General features: G+C 59.0%; 17 protein-coding genes. 13 read left to right on the top strand and 4 right to left on the bottom strand.

Going from position 1 to position 22,666, the window contains the following annotated elements:
• The first annotated feature begins 8 nt into the window (after positions 1 to 8).
• Entirely contained in the window at positions 9 to 368 is a 360-nt protein-coding gene (locus tag LU196_RS06710; RefSeq protein WP_232758701.1) for a protein YgfX, read from the top strand.
• Here LU196_RS06710 and fldB read toward each other — a convergent pair.
• Positions 365 to 883, bottom strand: coding sequence for a flavodoxin FldB (gene fldB, locus LU196_RS06705; protein ID WP_232758702.1), 519 nt, complete (start codon positions 881 to 883; stop codon positions 365 to 367). The genes LU196_RS06710 and fldB overlap by 4 nt on opposite strands.
• A gap of 68 nt (positions 884 to 951) precedes the next feature.
• Between fldB and xerD the strand changes: the two genes are divergently transcribed.
• The 5 genes from xerD to lysS all read left to right on the top strand — a co-directional run bounded on the left by xerD (position 952) and on the right by lysS (position 7,110).
• Positions 952 to 1,878 (top strand): site-specific tyrosine recombinase XerD, encoded by a 927-nt coding sequence (gene xerD / locus LU196_RS06700; RefSeq protein ID WP_232758703.1) that lies wholly within the window; start codon positions 952 to 954, stop codon positions 1,876 to 1,878.
• Between the two features lie 23 nt (positions 1,879 to 1,901).
• On the top strand, positions 1,902 to 2,615 hold the full coding sequence (gene dsbC / locus LU196_RS06695) for a bifunctional protein-disulfide isomerase/oxidoreductase DsbC (protein WP_232758705.1): 714 nt from the start codon (positions 1,902 to 1,904) through the stop codon (positions 2,613 to 2,615).
• A 9-nt stretch (positions 2,616 to 2,624) separates the two neighbouring features.
• Positions 2,625 to 4,349 carry a single-stranded-DNA-specific exonuclease RecJ gene (recJ, locus tag LU196_RS06690; protein ID WP_232758911.1) on the top strand — a complete coding sequence of 575 codons (1,725 nt, stop codon included), beginning with the start codon at positions 2,625 to 2,627 and terminating at the stop codon, positions 4,347 to 4,349.
• A gap of 132 nt (positions 4,350 to 4,481) precedes the next feature.
• Positions 4,482 to 5,580 (top strand): peptide chain release factor 2 gene (gene prfB, locus LU196_RS06685; protein WP_232758707.1). Its coding sequence is split into 2 segments (ribosomal slippage): positions 4,482 to 4,556 and positions 4,558 to 5,580, totalling 1,098 coding nucleotides; the frame shifts between segments, so codons are not numbered across the junction.
• A gap of 9 nt (positions 5,581 to 5,589) precedes the next feature.
• Entirely contained in the window at positions 5,590 to 7,110 is a 1,521-nt protein-coding gene (gene lysS, locus LU196_RS06680; RefSeq protein WP_232758709.1) for a lysine--tRNA ligase, read from the top strand.
• Between the two features lie 43 nt (positions 7,111 to 7,153).
• Here the strand turns inward: lysS and LU196_RS06675 are convergent, their stop codons facing one another.
• On the bottom strand, positions 7,154 to 7,780 hold the full coding sequence (locus tag LU196_RS06675) for a serine protease (RefSeq protein WP_232758711.1): 627 nt from the start codon (positions 7,778 to 7,780) through the stop codon (positions 7,154 to 7,156).
• A gap of 286 nt (positions 7,781 to 8,066) precedes the next feature.
• Here LU196_RS06675 and LU196_RS06670 point away from each other — a divergent pair, with 286 nt between their 5' ends.
• Positions 8,067 to 9,230, top strand: a complete 1,164-nt coding sequence (locus LU196_RS06670; RefSeq protein ID WP_232758713.1) for an MFS transporter — start codon at positions 8,067 to 8,069, stop codon at positions 9,228 to 9,230.
• On the opposite strand, the gene LU196_RS06665 is transcribed toward LU196_RS06670, so the two are convergent.
• A complete protein-coding gene (locus LU196_RS06665) occupies positions 9,227 to 10,147 on the bottom strand; it encodes a LysR family transcriptional regulator (protein WP_232758715.1) in 921 nt (306 codons plus the stop codon). The two genes, LU196_RS06670 and LU196_RS06665, sit on opposite strands and share 4 nt — an antisense overlap.
• A gap of 110 nt (positions 10,148 to 10,257) precedes the next feature.
• Between LU196_RS06665 and lysA the strand changes: the two genes are divergently transcribed.
• Entirely contained in the window at positions 10,258 to 11,511 is a 1,254-nt protein-coding gene (gene lysA, locus LU196_RS06660) for a diaminopimelate decarboxylase (protein WP_232758716.1), read from the top strand.
• Positions 11,508 to 11,963: a GNAT family N-acetyltransferase gene (locus tag LU196_RS06655; protein ID WP_232758717.1), complete on the top strand. Its 456-nt coding sequence runs from the start codon at positions 11,508 to 11,510 to the stop codon at positions 11,961 to 11,963. Before lysA ends, LU196_RS06655 begins: the two co-directional genes overlap by 4 nt.
• Before the next feature lie 1,431 nt (positions 11,964 to 13,394).
• Here the strand turns inward: LU196_RS06655 and galR are convergent.
• Positions 13,395 to 14,399, bottom strand: coding sequence for an HTH-type transcriptional regulator GalR (gene galR, locus LU196_RS06650; RefSeq protein WP_232758718.1), 1,005 nt, complete (start codon positions 14,397 to 14,399; stop codon positions 13,395 to 13,397).
• Between the two features lie 193 nt (positions 14,400 to 14,592).
• On the opposite strand from galR, the gene LU196_RS06645 reads away from it, so the two are divergent.
• The 4 genes from LU196_RS06645 (at position 14,593) to lplT (ending at position 22,609) form a co-directional block, all read left to right on the top strand.
• Positions 14,593 to 16,866 carry a molybdopterin-dependent oxidoreductase gene (locus LU196_RS06645; protein WP_232758719.1) on the top strand — a complete coding sequence of 758 codons (2,274 nt, stop codon included), beginning with the start codon at positions 14,593 to 14,595 and terminating at the stop codon, positions 16,864 to 16,866.
• 273 nt (positions 16,867 to 17,139) lie between these two features.
• Positions 17,140 to 18,870 (top strand): penicillin-binding transpeptidase domain-containing protein, encoded by a 1,731-nt coding sequence (locus LU196_RS06640; protein ID WP_232758721.1) that lies wholly within the window; start codon positions 17,140 to 17,142, stop codon positions 18,868 to 18,870.
• A 401-nt stretch (positions 18,871 to 19,271) separates the two neighbouring features.
• Complete coding sequence (gene aas, locus LU196_RS06635) at positions 19,272 to 21,422, top strand: bifunctional acyl-ACP--phospholipid O-acyltransferase/long-chain-fatty-acid--ACP ligase (protein ID WP_232758723.1); 2,151 nt, start codon at positions 19,272 to 19,274, stop codon at positions 21,420 to 21,422.
• Complete coding sequence (gene lplT, locus LU196_RS06630; protein ID WP_232758725.1) at positions 21,419 to 22,609, top strand: lysophospholipid transporter LplT; 1,191 nt, start codon at positions 21,419 to 21,421, stop codon at positions 22,607 to 22,609. Before aas ends, lplT begins: the two co-directional genes overlap by 4 nt.
• Positions 22,610 to 22,666: the final 57 nt, after the last annotated feature.

The following is a 22,666-nucleotide window of genomic DNA, read 5'->3' as shown; positions in this document are numbered from 1 at the left end:
CGCTAAATGTGACGCTGTTTTTGGCCACCGCACTCGGCATGCAGTTACTTCCCTGGCCCACGCTTTGGGCCAGCGCGAAAACCTTACTCATCCTGGCGATGATGATCGAATGTGGGTACAACGAGCGCCGCCTGCGGCGACGCTGCGGTCGGTTGATGCTGGATGAGGAGAATCACTGGCACTGGCAGGGAAAAACGTGGAGCAACGCGCGGCAACCCATCTGGCTCGCAGGCGGTGTTCTGCTGGTATTGCGTAACGCCCAAGGCGAACGCTGGCAACTATGGCTGATGCAGGATAACTTGCCACCGCGCGCATGGCGCTCGCTGCGTGCCTGCTTTTTTATGCAGGCACGCGCCGCCGGGCATTAAAGCCGTGCGGCGGTTTCCGTTAAGATCTGCTCGCACCACTGTTCAATACGCGCATCGCTGTGTTCAAACTGATTCACGTCATCCAGCGCCAGACCCACAAACTGCGTACCGTCTGCGGTAAGCGGTTTTTTACTGGTGAAGGTGTAGCCTTCCAGCGGCCAGTAGCCTACAAACTGTACACCCATGGGCTGGAGCAGATCGTGTAACATGCCGAGCGCGTCGAGAAACCACTCTGCGTATTCAATCTGATCGCCCTGACCATAAAGCGCGACAATTTTGCCTTGGAGGTTCAACCCTGACAGGGTATGCCACACGGCTTCCCAGTCTTCCTGAAGCTCGCCAAAATCCCACGTAGGGATCCCTAAAATCAGCAGATCGTACTGCGCCATCAGCGCAGGATCGTCATCTTTTAGGTTATGCAGCGTGACCAGATCTTCACCAATAAAATCGCGGATTTTCTCCGCCGTCATCTCGGTATAACAGGTGCTTGAACCGTAAAACAGACCGATATTCATGCAATTAATGCTCAGATAAAAACCTCGTTTGGCGCAATTGTATCAGAAGCCCGTGAGTTTCAGGCATAATGAGCACGAATTCACATAAGCAAGGGGAAAGCGTGCAGGATAGCGATCTGATTGAACAATTTCTGGACGCGCTGTGGATCGAGCGGAATCTGGCGCAAAATACGCTGGCCTCCTATCGTCAGGATTTGCACACGCTCGCGGGGTGGTTAGCGCACCATCAACGCACGCTCCTTACGGTAGAAGCGATTGATCTGCAACAGTTCCTTGCTGAACGCATTGAGGGTGGCTATAAAGCCACGAGCTCAGCGCGCACGCTCAGCGCGATGCGTCGCCTGTTTCAGTATCTCTACCGCGAAAAACATCGTAGCGACGATCCCAGCGCGCTGCTCTCTGCACCTAAGCTGCCTCAGCGGTTGCCGAAAGATCTTACCGAAAGCCAGGTGGAGCGTTTGCTGCAGGCGCCCAGCACGGACATCCCGCTTGAGCTGCGCGACAAAGCGATGCTGGAGCTGCTGTACGCGACGGGCCTGCGCGTCTCCGAGCTGGTAGGCTTGACCATCAGCGACATCAGCTTGCGTCAGGGCGTCGTGCGCGTGATCGGCAAAGGCAACAAAGAGCGGCTTGTGCCGTTAGGTGAAGAAGCGGTGTATTGGCTGGAGCAGTATCTGGAGCATGGCCGCCCGTGGTTACTCAACGGCCAAACGTTGGATGTGATGTTTCCCAGCCAGCGCGCGCAGCAAATGACGCGGCAGACGTTCTGGCACCGCATCAAGCATTATGCGGTGTTGGCCGGCATCGACAGTGAAAAGCTCTCACCGCACGTGCTGCGTCACGCCTTTGCGACCCATTTATTGAACCATGGGGCGGATCTGCGCGTCGTACAAATGCTGTTGGGCCACAGCGATCTTTCCACCACGCAAATTTATACGCACGTTGCCACGGAGCGCCTGCGTCAATTACATCAACAGCATCATCCGCGTGCCTGATGGCACAGCGAAAAGGATTAGCCATGAAGAAACAGACAGCGATGCTGGCATTACTGGTCAGCGCTTTTTCCGGTCTGACCCATGCCGATGACAGTGCGATTCAGCAAACGTTGAAAAAGGTCGGCTTGCAGCAGGCGGAAATTCAGCCCTCGCCGCTGCCCGGCATCAAAACGGTATTAACAGAAAGCGGCGTGCTGTACGTCACGGAAGATGGCAAGCACATGATTCAGGGCCCGCTGTACGACGTCAGCGGCGCGCAGCCGGTGAACGTCACCAATAAGCTCCTGGAGGGCAAAGTCAGCGCGCTGGCGCCGGAAATGATCGTCTATAAAGCGCCAAAAGAGCAGCATGTGATCACCGTCTTCACCGATATCACCTGCGGCTACTGCCGCAAGCTGCACGAGCAGATCGCCGACTACAACGCATTGGGGATTACCGTGCGCTATCTGGCCTTCCCGCGCGAAGGGTTGCACGGTCAGGTGGAAAAAGCGATGAAGGCCATTTGGTGCAGCGCCAACCGCAACAAAGCTTTTGATGCGGCGATGAAAGGCGACACGCCACAGATGGCGGCGCCAGACAGCTGCAAGATCAATCTCGATAAGCACTATCAGCTGGGTATTCTTTACGGTATTCAGGGCACGCCGGCGATCCTCACCGACACCGGTACCATGATCCCTGGCTACCAAGGCCCGCAAGAGCTGAAACAGGTGCTTGATAATCAAAAGCGAGGCGGTTAATCCACGGTGATGCATTCTGTTGAACTGCGTCGGCGCGAGGTGCCTGCCGACGCCAGCTTACCCGCTGATATCCCGCCGCTGCTGCGACGTCTTTATTTGCAACGTGGTGTACAAGACGCCGCAGAGCTTGAGCGCGGCGCCAAACATCTTTTACCCTGGCAAACCTTAGGCGGTATTGATGCCGCCGTCACGCTGCTACACGACATGCTGAACGCGGGACGCCGCATTGTCGTGGTGGGCGATTTCGATGCCGACGGTGCCACCAGCACCGCTCTGACCGTGCTGGCGCTGCGCAGCATGGGCGGGAACGTCGATTATCTGGTGCCAAACCGTTTTGAAGACGGCTATGGCCTGAGCCCGGATGTGGTCGAGCAGGCGCGCGCGCGCGGCGCCGAAATGATCCTCACCGTGGACAATGGCATCTCGTCACACGCGGGTGTTGAAACGGCGCACCAGCACGGGATTCCGGTATTAGTCACCGATCACCACCTGCCCGGCGAGACGCTGCCGGAAGCGGAAGCCATTGTTAACCCCAACCTCAGCGACAGCGCCTTTCCTTCGCGCGCGCTGGCGGGCGTGGGCGTGGCCTTTTACTTAATGTTGGCGCTGCGTGCGCACCTGCGCCAGCACGGTTGGTTTGCCGATGGCAGAAGTGAACCGAATCTGGCCGAGCTGTTGGATTTGGTGGCGCTCGGCACGGTGGCAGATGTGGTGCCGCTGGATGCCAACAACCGTATTCTGGTTTGGCAAGGGCTCAGCCGTATCCGCGCCGGGAAATGCCGCGCGGGGATCCGCGCGTTGCTGGAGATTGCCAACCGCGACGCGCGCCAGCTGGCGGCCAGCGATCTCGGTTTTGCCGTGGGGCCGCGCCTCAACGCCGCCGGTCGCCTGGATGATATGTCAGTGGGCGTCGCCCTGCTGCTAACAGAAGATATTGCGCAAGCGCGCATGTTGGCGAGCGAACTGGATGCGTTGAACCAAACGCGCAAAGAGATTGAGCAAGGCATGAAAAGCGAAGCGCTTGCACTGTGCAATGCGCTGGAGCGGCAGCACAGCGACCTGCCGCTGGGCCTGGCATTCTACCATCCTGACTGGCATCAGGGCGTGGTCGGCATCCTCGCCTCGCGCCTGAAAGAGCGCTTTCACCGTCCGGTGATTGCCTTTGCGCCCGCAGGCGATGGCACGCTGAAAGGCTCAGGACGTTCGATACCGGGCTTGCACCTGCGCGACGCGCTGGAGCGGCTCGATACGCTGTATCCGGGATTGATGATCAAATTTGGCGGTCACGCCATGGCCGCCGGATTGTCGTTGGAGACCGAGAAATACGACAGGTTCCGCGAACATTTTGCCGCGCTGGTGGAAGAGTGGCTCGACGGCGAAGCGCTGCAGGGTGTGATCTGGTCTGACGGTGCACTGCACGCGCAGGAGTTTACGCTGCACACGGCAGAAATGCTGCGCGAGGCGGGGCCGTGGGGGCAGGCGTTTCCTGAACCCGTTTTCGACGGGCAGTTTAAACTGCTCCAGCAAAAGCTGGTGGGTGAACGTCATCTTAAGGTGATGGTGGAGCCGCTAGGCGGTGGGCCGCTGTTGGACGGCATCGCCTTTAACGTCGACACGACGTTATGGCCAGACAGCAGCGTGCGTCAGGTGCAGCTGGCCTATAAATTGGATATCAATGAATATCGCGGTAACCGCTCAGTGCAGTTGATTATCGATCATCTCTGGCCCGCGTGAATCGCAGACCCTCGCCGCCTGACGCCTCGAACGCCAGGCGGCGAGCAAAGCTACACAGCAATCGTGCTTTCGGGTAAACTAGCGCGTTAATTTTCCCTTCTCACCGAATCGCCAAAAAAAGACTGAAAAGCCATGTTTGAAATTAATCCGGTCAAAAATCGTATTCAGGACCTCAGCGAGCGCAGCGGCGTTCTTAGGGGGTATCTTTGACTACGATGCCAAGAAAGAACGTCTTGAAGAAGTAAACGCCGAGCTGGAGCAGCCGGACGTCTGGAACGAACCCGAGCGCGCGCAGGCGCTGGGCAAAGAGCGCGCATCGCTGGAAGCCATCGTGCAGACGCTGGATCAGATGTTCCAGGGGCTGGAAGATGTGCAGGGCCTGCTGGAGCTGGCGGTTGAAGCCGACGACGAAGAGACCTTCAACGAAGCCGTGGCTGAGTTGGATGCGCTGGAGGTGAAGCTGGGCGATCTGGAATTCCGTCGCATGTTCTCCGGTGAGTACGACAGCGCCGACTGCTACATGGATATCCAGGCGGGATCGGGCGGCACCGAGGCGCAAGACTGGGCCAGCATGCTGCTGCGTATGTACCTGCGCTGGGCCGAAGACAAAGGTTTTAAAACGGAAATCATCGAAGAGTCCGAAGGCGAAGTGGCGGGCACAAAATCGGCCACCATCAAGGTGATTGGCGATTACGCTTTTGGCTGGCTGCGCACCGAAACCGGCGTGCATCGTCTGGTACGTAAAAGCCCGTTCGACTCAGGCGGCCGTCGCCATACCTCGTTCAGCTCCGTATTTATCTATCCGGAAGTGGACGACAATATCGACATCGATATCAACCCTGCCGACCTGCGCATCGACGTGTATCGTGCGTCGGGTGCTGGCGGCCAGCACGTTAACAAAACCGAGTCAGCGGTGCGTATTACCCACTTGCCGACCAACATTGTGGTGCAGTGCCAGAACGACCGTTCTCAGCACAAAAACAAAGATCAAGCCTTCAAACAGCTGCGCGCCAAGCTGTATGAATATGAGATGCAGAAGAAAAATGCGGACAAACAGGCCGCCGAAGAGAACAAGTCGGATATCGGCTGGGGCAGCCAGATTCGCTCCTATGTTCTGGACGATTCGCGCATCAAAGATCTGCGCACCGGCGTAGAAACCCGCAATACCCAAGCGGTGCTGGATGGCGATCTGGATCGCTTTATTGAAGCAAGTTTAAAAGCAGGGCTATAAGGAACCGACATGTCTGAACAACACCCGCAGAGCGCTGATGCCGCCCTTGAGTTAAACAACGAACTGAAAGCGCGTCGCGAAAAACTCAGCGCGCTGCGTGAAAAGGGCGTGGCGTTTCCTAACGATTTCCGTCGCGACACCACCTCCGACAAGCTGCACGCCAGCTATGACGAAAAAAGCAACGAAGAGCTGGAAGCGCTGGGCGTAGAAGTCAGCGTGGCCGGTCGTATGATGACGCGCCGCATCATGGGGAAAGCGTCGTTCGCTACCCTGCAGGACGTGGGCGGTCAGATCCAGATCTACGTTTCTCGTGACGACCTGCCTGAGGGCGTCTACAACGAGCAGTTCAAAAAGTGGGATTTGGGTGACATTCTCGGCGCGCGCGGTACCTTGTTTAAAACCAAAACCGGTGAGTTATCCATTCACATCTCTGAGCTGCGTCTGCTGACTAAAGCGCTGCGTCCGCTGCCGGATAAATTCCACGGCCTGGCCGATCAGGAAACCCGCTATCGCCAGCGCTATCTGGATCTCATCGCCAACGACGCATCACGTCATACCTTCCAGGTGCGCTCCAAAATCATGGCCGGCATCCGCCAGTTCATGGTAAATCGCGACTTTATGGAAGTGGAAACGCCGATGATGCAGGTGATTCCCGGCGGCGCCTCTGCGCGTCCGTTTATCACGCATCACAACGCGCTCGACATCGATATGTACCTGCGTATCGCGCCGGAGCTTTACCTGAAGCGTCTGGTAGTAGGCGGCTTCGATCGCGTGTTTGAGATCAACCGTAACTTCCGTAACGAAGGCATTTCGCCGCGCCATAACCCTGAGTTCACCATGATGGAACTCTATATGGCCTACGCGGATTACAAAGATCTGATTGAGCTGACGGAAAGCCTGTTCCGGACGCTGGCGCAGGACGTGCTTGGCACCACCGAAGTCCCTTACGGCGAGCATACGTTTGATTTCGGCAAGCCGTTTGAGAAGCTCACCATGCGTGAAGCGATCAAAAAATACCGTCCGGAAACCGATCTCAGCGACCTGGATGACTTCGACAAAGCCGTGGCGATCGCACATTCACTGCACATCAAAGTGGAAAAAAGCTGGGGACTGGGGCGCGTGGTCACGGAGATTTTTGAAGAGACTGCCGAAGCGCACCTGATTCAGCCGACCTTCATTACCGAATACCCTGCGGAAGTCTCGCCGCTGGCGCGCCGCAACGATGAGAATCCGGAGATCACCGATCGCTTTGAGTTCTTTATCGGTGGCCGTGAAATCGGTAACGGCTTCTCAGAGCTGAACGATGCGGAAGATCAGGCTGAACGTTTCCTGCAGCAGGTAAATGCTAAAGATGCGGGCGACGACGAAGCGATGTTCTACGATGAAGATTACGTTACCGCGCTGGAGCACGGCCTGCCACCAACGGCGGGTTTGGGTATTGGTATCGATCGCCTGGTGATGCTGTTTACTAACAGCCACACCATCCGCGATGTGATCCTCTTCCCGGCGCTGCGTCCGACCGGTAAGTAATCTCTGCGGTGCCGACGGCGCAACGCTGTCGGCACCGACTGCATCACGATTTCACGACGTCCGTGAGCCATGCCTGAAAACGCGCGTAGGGCACATACAGCGCCACATTGCGAAACAGCGTTTTACCGCTTTTGTTATCCTCAATTTCACTGCTGTAACCGACGATAACGCCGGCCAGCGTATCATCACTGGCGTTATAGACCGCCCCGCCTGACATGCCTTTCACCACGCCTGCATCCGCCGCTACCACCACGCAATCCGGCTTATTCCAGCTGTTTGCCAACTGGGTATTGGTAAGATTTTTGCCGCTTGAGGCCACGGGCATTGCGGAGATAAAGCTATAGCCGTAGAGATTCACGCGGTCGCCGATGTGGCTATTGCGGAACGTCGGCGGCAGGCGAGGCACGCTGTTTTTATGGTAAACCACGGCGATATCGCATTCGGGATGCCAGGCTTTGACGCGGTACAGAGAAAATTTTGCGACGTGTGCCGCCGTCAGGCTGTATTCCGGCGTTAGGGGAATGGTGGTACCCAGCGTACCGATGCCCAGTACGGTAGGAATACCGGTCACGGTCATGTCCACGCGTTGTGCTGCTTCTCTGCTGTACTCGTAATGTCCAACCGAGCAGCCGCTCAGACTGAGCACGGCCAGCGTCATACGCCATCGCATAGTGTCTCTCTCCCCTTAATGAGATCGCCTGAGGCGGCAATCTTGTGGAGTATCGGCAATGCATTAATATCCTTTACGCATTTAAGTTAAGCAAAACATCACGCGTTCCGCTTCTTACCCTATTATTGCGGCAGCGGCAATACTGCTTTGCCGCCGCAGACGTGGTGGCTTTTTCCCGCCTGTGCTTTAATCGCGATGTGATACAGATCAAATTTTAACAATACGATGTGACAACCGTGCTGCGCTTTACCGCACGGCCCACCTGCACTGTTTCTGGGAGAAAGTTATGCCTGTTGCACTACTGGCACTGGCGCTGAGCGCGTTCGCGATCGGCACCACGGAGTTTGTCATTATGGGGCTACTGCCTGAGGTGGCCGGTGATTTACAGGTGACGATCCCGTCGGCGGGCTGGCTCATTAGCGGCTATGCGCTCGGGGTAGCGATCGGTGCGCCCATCATGGCGCTGCTGACTGCCAAACTGCCGCGCAAACGTACCCTGATTCTGCTGATGTCGATTTTTATCGTCGGCAATGTGCTGTGCGCGCTGGCCTACAGTTATAACCTGCTGATGCTGGCGCGCGTGGTCACGGCGCTGTGTCACGGCGCCTTCTTCGGCATTGGCGCGGTAGTGGCGTCCAGTTTGGTGGCGCCGGGACGCCAGGCTTCTGCGGTCGCGCTGATGTTCACCGGGCTAACGCTGGCGAACGTGCTTGGCGTGCCGCTGGGCACGTGGTTTGGACAACTCTACGGCTGGCGCGCGACCTTTTGGGGCGTGGCGATTATCGGGATACTGGCTTTCATCGCGCTGATTGTCAGTCTGCCCACGCAGCGAGACGAGAAACCGGTTCACCTGGCCCGCGAGATCGGCGCGCTGGCCAACGGCAAACTGTGGCTCTCCCTGCTGATGACCGTGTGCTTTGCGGCGGCAATGTTCGCGCTGTTCAGCTATATTGCGCCGCTGCTGTTGCAGGTCACCGGGATCAGCGATCGCGGCGTGAGCTGGACGCTGTTCCTGATCGGCGCAGGCTTAACGGTGGGCAATATTCTGGGCGGCAAACTGGCGGACTGGAAGGTCGCGTTTAGCCTGATGCTCAGCTTCACGCTGATCGCCATTTTCTCGCTGCTGTTTAGCTGGACCAGCCATGCGCTGTGGCTGGCGGAGATCACGCTGTTCCTGTGGGCGATGGCGACGTTCGCCACCGTGCCTGGCCTGCAGATCAACGTGGTGCGTCACGGTAAAGACGCGCCTAATTTGGTGTCAACCTTGAATATTTCTGCGTTTAACGTCGGCAACGCCTTAGGCGCGTGGGTCGGCGGCGCAGTGATAGCGCAGGGCTATGGCCTGACTGCCGTGCCGGTGGCCGCCGCCGTGCTGGCCGCGTTGGGCCTGATCGTCTGTATGATCACCTTCCGCCGCTCGCGCGGGCAGGGCGAGGCGGTGCGCGCTTAACCCAGGCGCTCGGCAAGGCGCCCAGGAAACGTGGCCACCTGCTGTTGCAGGTGATCGCAAAAGTGATCCACCAGCGCAGAAGCCGGACGGTGCTGCGGACGCACCAGGCTGACGGTGAACGGCACGCTGATACTGAAGCGACGCAGCACCACGCCGCTGTCGGCATAGTCCAGCGCCGTCAGCGGGTTCACAATCGAAATGCCCACCCCGGCGCGTACCATTGCGCACACCGAGGCGGCGCTGTGCGTCTCCAGCGCCAGTCGCCGCTCCACATCATGCTCATGAAACAGGGCGTCCAGCAGTTGCCGATAGCCATCTTGACGCGACAGGCTGACGTAATTTTCCTCGGCGAAATCCTGCGGCGTCAGCACGCTGCGCTGACACAGCGGATGCTGCGGGGGCAGTACGCACACTTCGTCGCAGGTCAGCAGCGGCTGGCGTTGCGTGCCGGCCGGCGCGTGCTGCGTTTCTGTCAGGCCGAGATCGTAGCGCTGCGCTGAGAGCCACTCCTCTAACAGCGGGGATTCCTGCGGAATGATATTCAGGCTGACCTGAGGGTAGCGCTGCATAAACGGCTGCAGCAGCGTGGGCAGCAGCGACTGGGAAAAAACCGGCAGACAGGCAATCGACAGCTCGCCCTGGCGAAATTGGCGTAATCCCTCGGCGGCGTCCATGATGCGATCCAGGCCGTACCACGACCGCTGCACCTCTTCATATAACCGCAATCCCTGTACCGTCGGGTGCAGCCGGCCGCGTATCCGCTCAAACAGCGTCAGCCCAAGCTGCTGCTCTAGCCGTGCCAGCTCGCGGCTGACGGTGGGCTGCGACGTATGCAGCAGCGTAGCCGCCTGCGTCAGGTTGCCGCTGGTCATCACCGCGTGAAAAATTTCGATATGTCGCCAGTTAATTTTTGCCATCGCGTCCTCCGCAGTGCCCATATCATATTTGCATAGCTGCCGCTAAAACAGATATTTTTCTGCATTGCTGAGCTGTGGCTAAATGTCAGCATCGACTCAGGAGAATCCCGATGCCACGTCCACTGAATACCACCGAAACGGCGCTGAATGCCGCCAACTTACTGCCGCTGGCGCAGCGCTACAGCGGTCCATTTTGGGCCTATGACGCTGACGTTATCGCACAGCGTATCGCGCAACTCAGCGCCTTTGATGTGGTGCGTTTTGCGCAAAAAGCGTGCTCTAATATTCACATTTTGCGCCTGATGCGCGCGGCGGGTGTGAAAGTGGATTCCGTTTCGCTGGGCGAACTTGAGCGCGCGCTGGCGGCAGGCTTTGCGCCGAACGGCGAAGACATTGTGTTTACCGCCGATGTGCTGGATACGCCGACGCTGGCGCGCATTGTCGAGCTACAGGTACCGGTGAATGCCGGCTCGATCGACATGCTGCATCAGCTGGGTGCCGTGTCGTCGGGGCATCGCGTTTGGCTGCGCGTCAATCCGGGATTCGGTCACGGTCACAGCCAGAAAACCAATACCGGCGGTGAAAACAGCAAGCACGGCATCTGGCACAGCGATTTGCCGCAGGCGTTGGCCGCCATTCAGCAGCACGGATTAACGCTGGTGGGCCTGCATATGCACATTGGCTCCGGCGTGGATTATGGTCACCTGCAGCAGGTATGTGACGCGATGGTGGATCAGGTCCTGAGCGTGGGCCAGGATCTCACGGCGATTTCCGCTGGCGGCGGCCTCTCTATCCCTTATCACTCCGGGGAAGAAGCCATTGATACCCAGCACTATTACGGCCTGTGGAATCAGGCGCGCGAGCGCATCGCCGCCCATTTGGGCCATGCAGTGAAGCTTGAAATTGAGCCCGGTCGTTTTCTGGTGGCCGAGTCAGGCGTGCTGGTGTCGCAGGTGCGCGCGGTCAAGGACATGGGCAGTCGGCACTTTGTTCTGGTGGATGCCGGTTTCAGCGATCTGATGCGTCCTGCCATGTACGGCAGCTATCACCATATTTCGGTGTTACCCGCTGACGGACGCGCGTTAGGCGATGCGCGCGTTGAGTCCGTGGTGGCAGGTCCGCTGTGTGAGTCAGGCGACGTCTTTACGCAGCAGGAAGGGGGCAAAGTGGAAACGCGCGCCTTGCCTGCCGCTCAGGTGGGTGATTATCTGGTATTTCACGATACCGGCGCCTACGGCGCATCCATGTCATCCAACTACAACAGCCGTCCGCTGATCCCGGAAGTGCTGTTTGAAAACGGCCAGGCGCGCGAGATTCGCCGTGCACAGACCATTCAGGAGCTGCTGGCGCTGGAGTTAATGTGAAGATTGTTCCACTCAGTGACGTGCCGCATCATGCCAGCCACATAACCGACTGGCTGTGGCAGGCGTTTGGCGCAGGCACCGCGCGGGAATTTTACGACAGCATTGTGCGCAGCAGTTTGAACGGGGCTGAGTTTCCGGTGACGTTTGTCGCACTGAATGAAAATGACACGCCACTCGGTACGGTGGGATTTTGGCGCTGCGATTTGATCAGCCGCCAGGATCTCTGGCCGTGGGTCGCCGCGCTCTATGTTGATCCGCCCGCGCGCGGCAACGGATTGAGCGAAGCGCTGCAGCAGCATGTTATCGATTACGCCCGCGCCCGCGGCCACGAAAAACTCTGGCTGTGGTCAACGTTCGGCGGCTATTACGAGCGCTTCGGCTGGGAGTATGCCTGTAAGGCGATTGAGTTCCCCGATATCGACGTCAATGTTTATTCTCGCTCGCTGCGATAGCAGGGGGGCCACGGGCTGTGGCGGAGCTTTAGCCGCAGGCAGCGGCAGGTGCTTTGCCACGGGCTGTGGCGGAGCTTTAGCCGCAGGCAGCGGCAGGTGCTTTGCCACAGACTGTGGCGGGGTTTTAGCCGCAGGCAGCGGCTGACGTGCCTTTTCGCTGGCACGGAGCGACTTTTGTTCGCCGCAGGCAGCGGCAGGTGCTTTTCCGTTAGCACGGTGCAATTTTCGTTCGCCATAGCAATGGCAGGTGCCTTTGCCGCGTTGCGGCGACCGAGCAGAGGGCGCCAGGCAGCGGCTGCGGTGCCTTTTCGCTGGCACGGAGCGACTTTCGTTCGCCATGGCAATGGCAGGTGCCTTTGCCGCGCTGCGGCGACCGAGCAGAGGGCGCCAGGCCGCGCCCTCTGCACTCCCCGGCCCTGCGCCAGCCCCGCTCGCCGCTGCGCGGTGCCTTCACTCCCTCAGCCTTCCTGACGGACCGGCGTCGATTCGCTCCTGCTCAACGCCGCCTCTCGCGGCATCCATGCCGCTCGCCCTGGAAGCCTTCAGTCGTTCAGCGAGTGGGGATGGCGCTTCACACCCCCGCTGCAAGCCACGATTTTTTCGCCGCCGCCGCGCGGCGGGAAGATTTTTAAGGTGCGTTCAGGCTGTGCTGCTTTAAGCAAAACCCTTTTTTATTTTGTTTTTTTAGCCAATGTCGCGTGCTTTTAAGACTTTTAAGTCGCATCCGGACCGCGCTGCGTTGAGCAAAACCCTTCTTTGTTGTTATATCTTTTACCGTCACTGCATATCTGAAAGACGGGTAGTCACATCCCGTCCGCGCGGTGTTCACCAGAAACCTTCTGTCTTCTGTCTTCTGTCTTTCCAGCCAGCCACTGTCTTCGCAGACCCATTTACGGCTTCCCAGACAACACCACACAGAAAAAACAGAAAAGATACCCACAGGCGAGGTTTGTGAGCGCCATCCGGAGCGCCGAACGGAGCGTGACGGCCAGGACGAAGCGGCAGGGATGCCGCTGAGAGCGCGGAATGAGCCAGGGATGGCGAATCCGCGCGGTCCGTGAGGCTGGCGCGGCGGAGTGAGGGAACAGCGGAGGCTGGCGCAGGGCGCGGATTGCAAAGGGCCGCGCCCATCGGCCCTTTGCCCGTACGCCGCAGCGGGGTGGCTGAAACTCCCGCAAGGTTAGCGGGCGGAACCCGCTCAGGGTTCAGTAAAAAACCGGCTTTGCGGGCCGGAACCCGCTCAGGGTTCAGTAAAAACCGGCTTTGCGGGCCGGAACCCGCTCAGAACCGGCCCTTTGCCCGTACGCCGCAGCGGGGTGGCTGAAACTCCCGCAAGGTTAGCGGGCGGAACCCGCTCAGAGCAATGCCGACTGAGCGGCCGGAACCCGCTCAGGGTTCAGTAAAAAACCGGCATAGCGGGCCGGAACCCGCTCAAAGCCCTGCTCCCCCAACGGAGTGCCGACGCACCAGCGTCGGGCTGAACATGTTCGTGACTTCCGGCAGCGGCGTGCCGTTCGCCAGCGCCAGCGCCAGCTGCGCCGCCTGCTGCGCCATGGTCACGATGGGATAGCGGATAGTGGTTAAGCGCGGACGCACGTAGCGCGACACCAGCACATCATCGAAGCCGATCAGCGACATCTCCTCCGGCACGCGAATGCCGTTGTCGCTCAGTACCGCCAGCGCACCGGCGGCCATGGAGTCGTTGTAGCAGGCCACGGCGGTAAAGGGTTTTCCCCGTCCCAGCAGTTCGGTCATGGCCTGTTCGCCGCCCACTTCATCCGGTTCGCCCCATGCAACCAGGCGGTCATTGCACGGTAAACCGTGCTCTTTCAGCGCATCGTAATAACCCTGCAGGCGATCTTCGGCATCCGAAATGGTGTGCGTTGAGCAGAGAAAGGCGATCTGCGTATGGCCCTGTTGAATCAAATGGCGCGTGGCAAGCCAGGCACCGTAGCGGTCGTCCAGGGCAATACAGCGCGACTCGAATCCTTTCAGTAACCGGTTCAACAACACCATGCCGGGCACCTGTTTCATCAGCACTTCCAGATCGGCATCCGGGACTTTTTTGGTGTGCACCACCAGCGCCGCACAGCGATGGCGCATCAGCTGCTCAATCGCCTGGCGCTCTTTTTGCTCATTATGGTAACCGTTACCAATCAGCAAAAAGTTACCGGTTTGTCCGGCCACTTCATCCACCGCTTTTACCATCGCGCCAAAAAAGGGATCAGACACGTCGCCCACCACCAGCCCCAGGGTTTCAGTGGATTGCTGAGCAAGCGCACGGGCGTTGGCATTGGGGTGATACTGCAACTGCTCCATCGCCTGATTAACCGCGAGGCGAGAGCTCTCACTGGCCTTGGGCGAATTATTGATAACGCGGGATACGGTGGCAACCGACACCCCGGCCATGCGGGCAACATCCTTAATGGTAGCCATGCGATAACAGGTATCCGGGTAAACGTTTACACATCTGCTCAGTGTTACGGAAAACAGTACCTGTAGCAAGATGCGAGAATGTCAGCGCTGTCGCAAAAGCACGGAAAATAAGGGGATTCGCGTGGGCTTTAGCCGCAGCGCCTGCGCATGCTATGCTGCCAGCCATCATCACACCTGCCTGCCGGATCACATCATGAAAAAACGCGTACCGCACCTGGCGCATTGGGGTGCATTCACCGCCGTGACGGAACACGATCGCCTGATTGGCTGCGAGCCCTTTTTTGCCGACGCCGACCCTTCGCCCATGCTCAATACGCTGCCAGAGCTGGTCTATTCGGATAAACGTATACGCCAGCCGATGGTGCGGCGATCGTGGCTCAAATCGCGGGAAAACAGCGATCGCAGCCTGCGCGGACGTGAAGACTTCGTGGCGGTGGATTGGGATACCGCGCTGGATCTGGTGGCCGAAGAGAACCGGCGCGTGCGCGATCGCTACGGCGCGTCGGGCATTTTTACCGGCTCTTATGGCTGGTCCTCAGCCGGGCGCGTAAACCATGCGCGCACGCTGGTGCGTCGCTTCTATTTCCAGGGCGGCGGCGGCGTTGACCAGCAGGGAAATTACAGCTGGGGGGCGGCGCAGTTTTTCCTGCCGTATGTGATTGGCACCTATATGCCGCTGACCGGACGCGTCACGGACTGGCCGGAAGTGATTGAGCATGCCGAGATCGTGGTGGCATTCGGCGGGCTGGCGCTGAAAAACGCCCAAGTGGCCTCCGGCGGCGCCGGGCAGCATACGCTGAAACCGGCGCTGGAGCAGCTCAGCGCCAAAGGAACGCCCGTCGTCAACATCAGCCCGCTGCGCGACGATTGCCCTGAATTTGTCAATGCAGAATGGATTCCTATCCGCCCGAATACCGATGTGGCGCTGATGCTGGCATTGGGCTACGAAGTGCTGCGTCGGCAGGCGGTGGATGAGGCATTTCTTGCCAGCCACTGCACAGGCTGGCCGCAGCTGCGCGCCTATTTGTCCGGGGAAGCGGACGGGCTGGCCAAAACCGCCGAGTGGGCCAGCGCCATCACCGGCATCCCGGCGGCGCGCATCGCGCGGCTGGCGCAGCAGCTTATCGGGAAACGCAGCTTTGTCACCTGTTCGTATTCGGTGCAGCGCGCGCATCGAGGCGAGCAGCCTTACTGGATGATGATCGCGCTCTCCGCCATGCTCGGGCAGCCTGGCCTGCCGGGCGGTGGCTTCTCCTTCGGTCATGGTTCAATGAACAGCGTGGGCAATCCGCGCCAGGAAGGGCCCGCGCCGCTCATGGGCACCGGCCCCAACCCGGGCAATCTGTCGATTCCGGTGGCGCGTATCAGCGACATGCTGCTGAATCCGGGCCAGCCTTATCGCTTCCAGGGCGAAACGCTGCACTATCCCGATATTCATCTGGTGCATTGGGCCGGCGGCAATCCGTTCCATCACCATCAGCAGCTGAATCGCTTAGTTGAAGGCTGGCAGCGGCCCGATACCGTGGTGGTGCAAGATATCGTCTGGACGCCCGCCGCGCGTATGGCGGATATTGTGCTGCCCGCCACCACCACGCTGGAACGCAATGATATCGGCGGATCATCGCGCGATCGCTTTGTGCTGGCGATGCACCAGGCGATTAAACCGCAGCATCAGGCGCGCAACGACTTTGATATCTTTGCCGATCTGGCTGACCGCCTTGGCTACCGCGACGCCTTCACGGAAGGGCGCAATGAAATGCAGTGGATTGCGCACCTCTACCAGCAGTGCGCCGTCGCGCATGCGCGTAAAGGCATTGATTTCCCGGAGTTTGACGCGTTCTGGCAGCGCGGATTCGTCGAGATTCCGCAGGGCGGTAAACCCTTCGTCTTTATGGACGACTTCCGCGCCGATCCCGAGGCGCATCCTATCCAGACCGCCAGCGGCAAAATTGAACTGTTCTGCCAGACCATCGCCGATTACCAGCTGGACGACTTTGCCGGCCATCCTGAGTGGCGCGAGCCGCAGGAGTGGCTGGGCGCGCCGCTGAGTCAAACCTATCCGCTGCACATGATCTCCATTCAGCCCTCGGATCGTCTGCACAGCCAGCTCGACGCCACGCCCAGCGTGCAGGCGAATAAAACCGCCGGCCACGAGACGCTGTACATGCATCCGCAGGATGCCGACGCACGCGGCATCGCCGACGGCGATGAAATTGAGGTGAGCAACGCGCGGGGCCGTATGCTGGCCGGTGTGCGCCTCACGGATGGCCTAACGCCCGGCGTGGTGGTGATGTCAACGGGCGCCTGGTTTGATCCCGGCTTTGGCGGTGAGTGGCAGCCGTGGGATCGCGCGGGCAACCCCAACGTGCTAACGCTGGATATCGGCACGTCGTCGCTGACGCAAGGCCCCAATGCCATGAGCTGCCTGGTGGAGATTAAAAAACATGCCGGTTGCAAACCTGCATAACAATCTCACCGCTGGTTACATTTTGCGGGTAACTGTTGCGTTTGAACGATGGTCGCCGCGGTCTGGACCTTGCTAGAGTCAAGGTCCCAGAGGTATTGATGGGTGAACATCAAAAAATTTCTTGATTACACCGACCTGCGCAGATGCGCAGGTTTTTTTTATGCGCACGTTTCGCTAACGAATCGAAACACAGTTTTCCTGTCATAACGCAGTGCCTTTCTTTATAACAGCGAATATTCAGTCAGGATCTCCCTTTTATCGCAGCGGATTGCCATGCCTCCGATTAAAAAATTTCTGGGCAAAGACCAGATTAAAGCGCCGTTTAACCCGTTTCGTTTTCGCCTGATCTGCCTTGGCGTTTTTGGCTGTATGGGCCTGCTGCTGGCGCGCGTGGGCGATTTGCAATTAATTAATCATCCCATGCTGGAACACGAGGCTGACCAGCGATCGCTGCGCACCGTGACCTTGCCCACCAGCCGTGGCACATTGCTGGATCGTGATGGCCAGGCGCTGGCGCTAAGCGTCCCGGCGCGCGATATCATTGCTGACCCGCAGCGCGTGCTGGAAGCTAATCCGGATTTCAACAGTGAAAAATGGGCCTACCTCGCGGCGGCGCTTAATCTGCGGCCTGAAGAGATCCGCGCCCAAATCACCGCGAATCCAAAAAAGCGCTTTCTTTATCTGGGACGAAAAATTGAGCTGGGCATCGCCAAAGATATCGCCAAGCTGCACCTCAAAGGCATCAGCTCGGTTTACAACGACAGCCGTTTTTATCCCATGAGCGAGGCCGCCGCGCCGCTGATCGGTATTGTGGGCGCGGATAGCCAAGGGCTCAATGGCCTGGAAAAAGGCTTTGATCGCGTGTTGCAGGGCGAGCCGGGCAAAGAGGTCTACCGTCAGGACGGCGAAGGTAACATTATCGCGATGATCGATTACGAGCCGCCCAAGCAGCCGCCCACGGTGCAGCTCAGCATTGATAAGTTCGATCAGTTCACGCTTTACAGCAAACTGCGTGACGGCGTGCTGCTGAACAAAGCGGACTCCGGCGCCGCCGTGTTGGTGAAAATCGATACCGGTGAGATTTTGGCGATGGCCTCTTATCCCTCTTTTAACCCGAATAATTTCGATCACGCCACGCCCGCGCAAATGCGCAATGCGGCAATCAATGACAGCTACGAGCCGGGCTCAACGGTTAAACCGCTGGTGGTGATGGAAGGGCTGGAGCGTCATCTGGTTCGCCCTGATTCGGTGATCGATACCACGCCTTATAGCGTTAACGGCCACCTGATCCGCGACGTAGGTCACTGGCCACGGCTGACCATGACCGGCATTCTGCAAAAATCGAGCGATATCGGCGTATCGCATATTGCGCTGGCCATGCCCGCAGAAGCGTTGGTCAACACCTATCAGGCGTTTGGACTGGGCAAGCCAACCGGGTTGGGGCTCACCGGCGAGAGCGTGGGCTACTTCCCCCTGCACCGCGAGCGCTGGGCTGATATTGAACGCGCCACGTTTTCATTTGGCTATGGCCTGCGCGTCACGCCGCTACAAATTGCGCGCGAATACGCCACGCTAGGGTCTTATGGCGTTTATCGTCCGCTTTCTATCACCAAAGTGACGCCGCCGGTGCTGGGCAAACAGGTGGCTAATCCGCAGGTGGTGCAGACGGTGGTGCACATGCTGGAGAGCGATGTCCTGCCAGGCGGCACCGGGGTTAAAGCCGCGGTGCCGGGTTATCGGCTGGCAACCAAAACCGGTACGGCAGAAAAAATGGGCACCAGCGGAAAATATGACGGGGGCTATGTGAACTACACCGCGGGCATCGCGCCAGCCAGCCATCCCGAAGTGGCGCTGGTGGTGATGATTAACCATCCTACCGCAGGCGACCACTTTGGCGGATCGGTGGCCGCGCCAATATTTGGCAACATTATGGGGCCGGTGCTTAAACACATGAACATTGCGCCTGATGCGATTTACAGTAAGCCACCTTCGGATAAATCCTAAGATTATCAGGATGTAACATCACCGCAGCACGCTACACACCTCGTTGCATTTTGCGTCAATCGGTTGCGTTTTGCCGCTGTCATCCACGGCGCGCTTGCGAGACGATAGCGGTCCCAGAGGTATTGATCGGTGTGAAGATCAGCTGCTGCGGCAGCAATACCCGTTAAAAGGTATCCATCCTGATCGCTTGCACCAACCCACGCGGATGCGTGGGTTTTTTTTGCCCGCGCGCCGCCCGCTCTGGCAACCTTTCCCCTGCGCAGGCGCATCGCGAAACGCCCCGGCTTCCTGCGCATCCGCCCAACCTGAGCACAATCACGCTTTCCCTGATTCTTTACTTGTCGGGCATCGCCAGATCCTGCATCGTAAGAGCCCTTTTTCTCCGCTGCTAAGGAGCTGGCATGTTACTCACTGTTCTGCGATTCCTGTGTCGCCTGGTATGGCGCGTAGAGTTGCGTGGCGATCTCACGGCACTGCACAAATCCAGGGTGCTGATTACGCCTAACCACACCTCGTTTCTTGATGGCGCGCTGCTGGCGCTGTTTCTGCCCATTAAGCCGGTGTTCGCGGTCTACTCCTCCATCAGCGAACAGTGGTTTATGCGGCTGCTGAAACCGTTTATTGATTTCGTGCCGCTGGACCCCACTAAGCCGATGTCGATTAAATATCTGGTGCGCACCGTTAACAGCGGTCGTCCGGTGGTGATCTTCCCGGAAGGCCGTATTACGGTGACCGGCTCGCTGATGAAAGTCTACAGCGGCGCGGGCTTTGTGGCAGCGAAGTCGGGGGCCACCGTGGTACCCATGCGCATTGAAGGGGCGGAGTTCACGCCCTTTGGTCGCTTGGGGGGCGTTTTTAAACGGCGTCTGTTTCCCCGCATTACCCTGAGCGTGCTGCCTGCCACGCACATTCCCATGCCCGAAGCCAAACGCGCGCGCGATCGCCGCCAGTTAGCTGGCGAGCACTTACATCACATCATGATGGAAGCGCGCATGGCGGTGCGCCCGCGTGAAACGCTCTATGACGCCTTTCTCAACGCGCGCCAGCGCTACGGGCTGACTAAACTCTGTATCGAAGATGTGAACCTCAAAGCGGATAGCTATACCGGGCTGCTGAAAAAAGCGCTGGGCGTTGGCCGCATTCTGGAGCGCTATAGCCAGCAGGGAGAGTACATTGGCCTGCTGCTGCCCAACGCCACGGTCACGGCGGCGGCCATTTTAGGTGCTTCGCTGCGCGGCCGCGTGCCGGCGATGCTTAACTACACCGCGGGCATCAACGGCATGCGCGCGGCGCTCACCGCTTCGCAGGTGAAAACCGTGTTTACCTCACGCCAGTTTCTCGAAAAAGGCAATCTGTGGCATCTGCCGCAGGGATTGACCGAGGTGCGCTGGATTTACCTGGAAGATTTAAAAGACACCGTCACGCTCAGCGACAAGCTGTGGATTCTGGCGCATCTGCTGATGCCACGCCGTGCCCAGGTTGAGCAGCCGCCGGAGGCGGCGGCCATGGTGCTGTTTACGTCGGGTTCGGAAGGTCAGCCCAAGGGGGTGGTGCATTCGCATAAGAGTCTGCTGGCGAACGTTGAGCAAATCCGCACCGTGGCCGACTTCACCCCGCGCGATCGCTTTATGTCTGCGCTGCCGCTGTTCCATGCGTTTGGGCTAACGGTGGGGCTGTTCACGCCACTGATGACAGGCGCGCAGGTGTTTTTGTATCCCAGCCCGCTGCACTATCGCATTGTGCCGGAGCTGGTGTATGACCGTAACTGTACCGTGCTGTTTGGCACCTCGACGTTTCTGGGGAACTATGCGCGCTTCGCCAATCCCTACGATTTTGCCCGCTTGCGCTACGTGGTCGCGGGGGCTGAAAAGCTGCAGGAAGGCACGCGCCAGATTTACATGGAAAAGTATGGCATCCGTATTCTGGAAGGCTACGGCGTCACCGAGTGCGCGCCCGTGGTGGCGATCAACGTGCCGATGGCGGCCAAATCTCACACCGTGGGACGCATTTTGCCGGGGATGGATTCGCGCCTGATTGCCGTCCCGGGCATTGAGCAGGGCGGTCGCCTGCAATTGCGCGGCCCGAACGTGATGAACGGTTATTTACGCGTGGACAATCCGGGCGTGCTGGAGCCGCCGGTGGCAGACAACGGTGAAGGCGAAATGGAGCCCGGCTGGTATGACACCGGTGATATCGTCAGCTTTGATGAGAGCGGTTTCTGTCAGATTCAGGGGCGGGCAAAACGCTTTGCCAAGATTGCGGGCGAAATGGTGTCGCTTGAGAGCGTAGAGCAGATTGCGCTGCGTGCCTCGGGTGAGAAACAGCACGCCGCATCGCTGCGGCCGGATGGGCAGCGCGGCGAAGCGCTGGTGCTGTTTACCACCGATAGCGCCTTGACCCGCGAGCAGCTGCTGAGCGCCGCGCGCGCCAGCGGTGCGCCTGAGCTGGCGGTACCGCGCGATATTCGTGTGATGACGGCGCTGCCGATGTTGGGCAGCGGTAAACCTGACTACGTCCGCCTGAAACAGCTGGCGGAAGAGGAGTCAGCATGAGCCTGACCTCCCCACGCGACAACGCACTCTTATCGCGCAGCATGCTGGCGGTGATCGTGGCGCAGTTTTTCTCGGCGTTTGGTGACAATGCGCTGCTGTTTGTCACGCTGGCGGTGCTGAAAAACCAGTTCTATCCCGACTGGAGCCAGCCCATCATGCAGATGATGTTTGTGGCCACTTACATTCTGCTGGCACCCTTTGTGGGGCAGATTGCCGACAGCATAGCCAAAGGCCGGGTGATGATGCTGGCAAACGGCCTGAAGCTGCTGGGGGCGTTAACGATCTGCTTTGGCTTCAGTCCGTTTCTCGGCTATACGCTGGTGGGCGTGGGCGCGGCGGCTTATTCGCCCGCCAAATACGGTATTCTTACCGAGATCACTCACGGCGAGCGACTGGTGAAAGCCAATGGCCTGATGGAGTCGTCGACGATTGCGGCCATCTTGCTGGGCTCGGTAGTGGGCGGTCTGCTGGCCGACTGGAATCTGCTGGCGGCACTGATCGTGTGTGCGTTGACTTACGCGTTGGCCGTTACGGCGAATATCTTTATTCCCAAATTGCCCGCGGCGCGTCCAGGGCAACGCTGGCAGATGGGCATGCTGTTGCGCACCTTTGCCGCGTCGGTGCAGCAGCTGTGGCGCAACGGCGAAACCCGCTTCTCGTTGCTGGGCACCAGCTTGTTCTGGGGCGCGGGCGTGACGCTGCGCTTTCTGCTGGTGCTGTGGGTACCGGTAGCGTTGGGCATCAGCGACAATAAAACACCGACCACGCTCAATGCCATGGTCGCGATTGGCATCGTATTAGGCGCTGGCGCAGCGGCAAAGTGGGTCTCGCTGGAGAAGGTGCGCCGCTGCATGCCTGCGGGCGTGCTGATTGGCGTAATGGTGGCGGCGTTTTCGCTGCAGCACAGTCTGCTGTCTGCCTACCTGATCCTGATGCTGATTGGGGCATTGGGCGGATTTTTTGTGGTTCCGCTCAACGCGCTGCTGCAGGCGCGCAGTCAAGCCAGCATCGGCGCAGGAAGCGCCATTGCGGTACAAAACTTCGCGGAAAATATTGCCATGCTGGTAATGCTGGGCGTGTATACTCTGGCGATCAAACTCGGCGCGCCAGCGGTGGCAACCGGCATCGGATTCGGCGTGCTGTTTAGTTTGGCGATTGCCGTGCTGTGGTGGAAAGCGCGGCGCTAATACTTCTCTATCCGACATAAAAAAACGCCGCCCGGCAGTCGCCGCGCGGCGTTTTTT

The organism is Pantoea sp. Mb-10 (assembly GCF_021272205.1).
In the GTDB taxonomy this organism is placed as follows: Bacteria; Pseudomonadota; Gammaproteobacteria; order Enterobacterales; family Enterobacteriaceae; genus Pantoea.
This window is presented reverse-complemented; position numbering and strand designations above follow the sequence as displayed.

Excerpts from the sequence above, each read along its gene's own strand:
- fldB (WP_232758702.1), bottom strand. The coding sequence starts at position 883 with ATGAATATCGGTCTGTTTTACGGTTCAAGCACCTGTTATACCGAGATG.
- xerD (WP_232758703.1), top strand. The coding sequence starts at position 952 with ATGAGCACGAATTCACATAAGCAAGGGGAAAGCGTGCAGGATAGCGAT.
- dsbC (WP_232758705.1), top strand. The coding sequence starts at position 1,902 with ATGAAGAAACAGACAGCGATGCTGGCATTACTGGTCAGCGCTTTTTCC.
- recJ (WP_232758911.1), top strand. The coding sequence starts at position 2,625 with ATGCATTCTGTTGAACTGCGTCGGCGCGAGGTGCCTGCCGACGCCAGC.
- lysS (WP_232758709.1), top strand. The coding sequence starts at position 5,590 with ATGTCTGAACAACACCCGCAGAGCGCTGATGCCGCCCTTGAGTTAAAC.
- LU196_RS06675 (WP_232758711.1), bottom strand. The coding sequence starts at position 7,780 with ATGCGATGGCGTATGACGCTGGCCGTGCTCAGTCTGAGCGGCTGCTCG.
- LU196_RS06670 (WP_232758713.1), top strand. The coding sequence starts at position 8,067 with ATGCCTGTTGCACTACTGGCACTGGCGCTGAGCGCGTTCGCGATCGGC.
- LU196_RS06665 (WP_232758715.1), bottom strand. The coding sequence starts at position 10,147 with ATGGCAAAAATTAACTGGCGACATATCGAAATTTTTCACGCGGTGATG.
- lysA (WP_232758716.1), top strand. The coding sequence starts at position 10,258 with ATGCCACGTCCACTGAATACCACCGAAACGGCGCTGAATGCCGCCAAC.
- galR (WP_232758718.1), bottom strand. The coding sequence starts at position 14,399 with ATGGCTACCATTAAGGATGTTGCCCGCATGGCCGGGGTGTCGGTTGCC.
- LU196_RS06645 (WP_232758719.1), top strand. The coding sequence starts at position 14,593 with ATGAAAAAACGCGTACCGCACCTGGCGCATTGGGGTGCATTCACCGCC.
- LU196_RS06640 (WP_232758721.1), top strand. The coding sequence starts at position 17,140 with ATGCCTCCGATTAAAAAATTTCTGGGCAAAGACCAGATTAAAGCGCCG.
- aas (WP_232758723.1), top strand. The coding sequence starts at position 19,272 with ATGTTACTCACTGTTCTGCGATTCCTGTGTCGCCTGGTATGGCGCGTA.
- lplT (WP_232758725.1), top strand. The coding sequence starts at position 21,419 with ATGAGCCTGACCTCCCCACGCGACAACGCACTCTTATCGCGCAGCATG.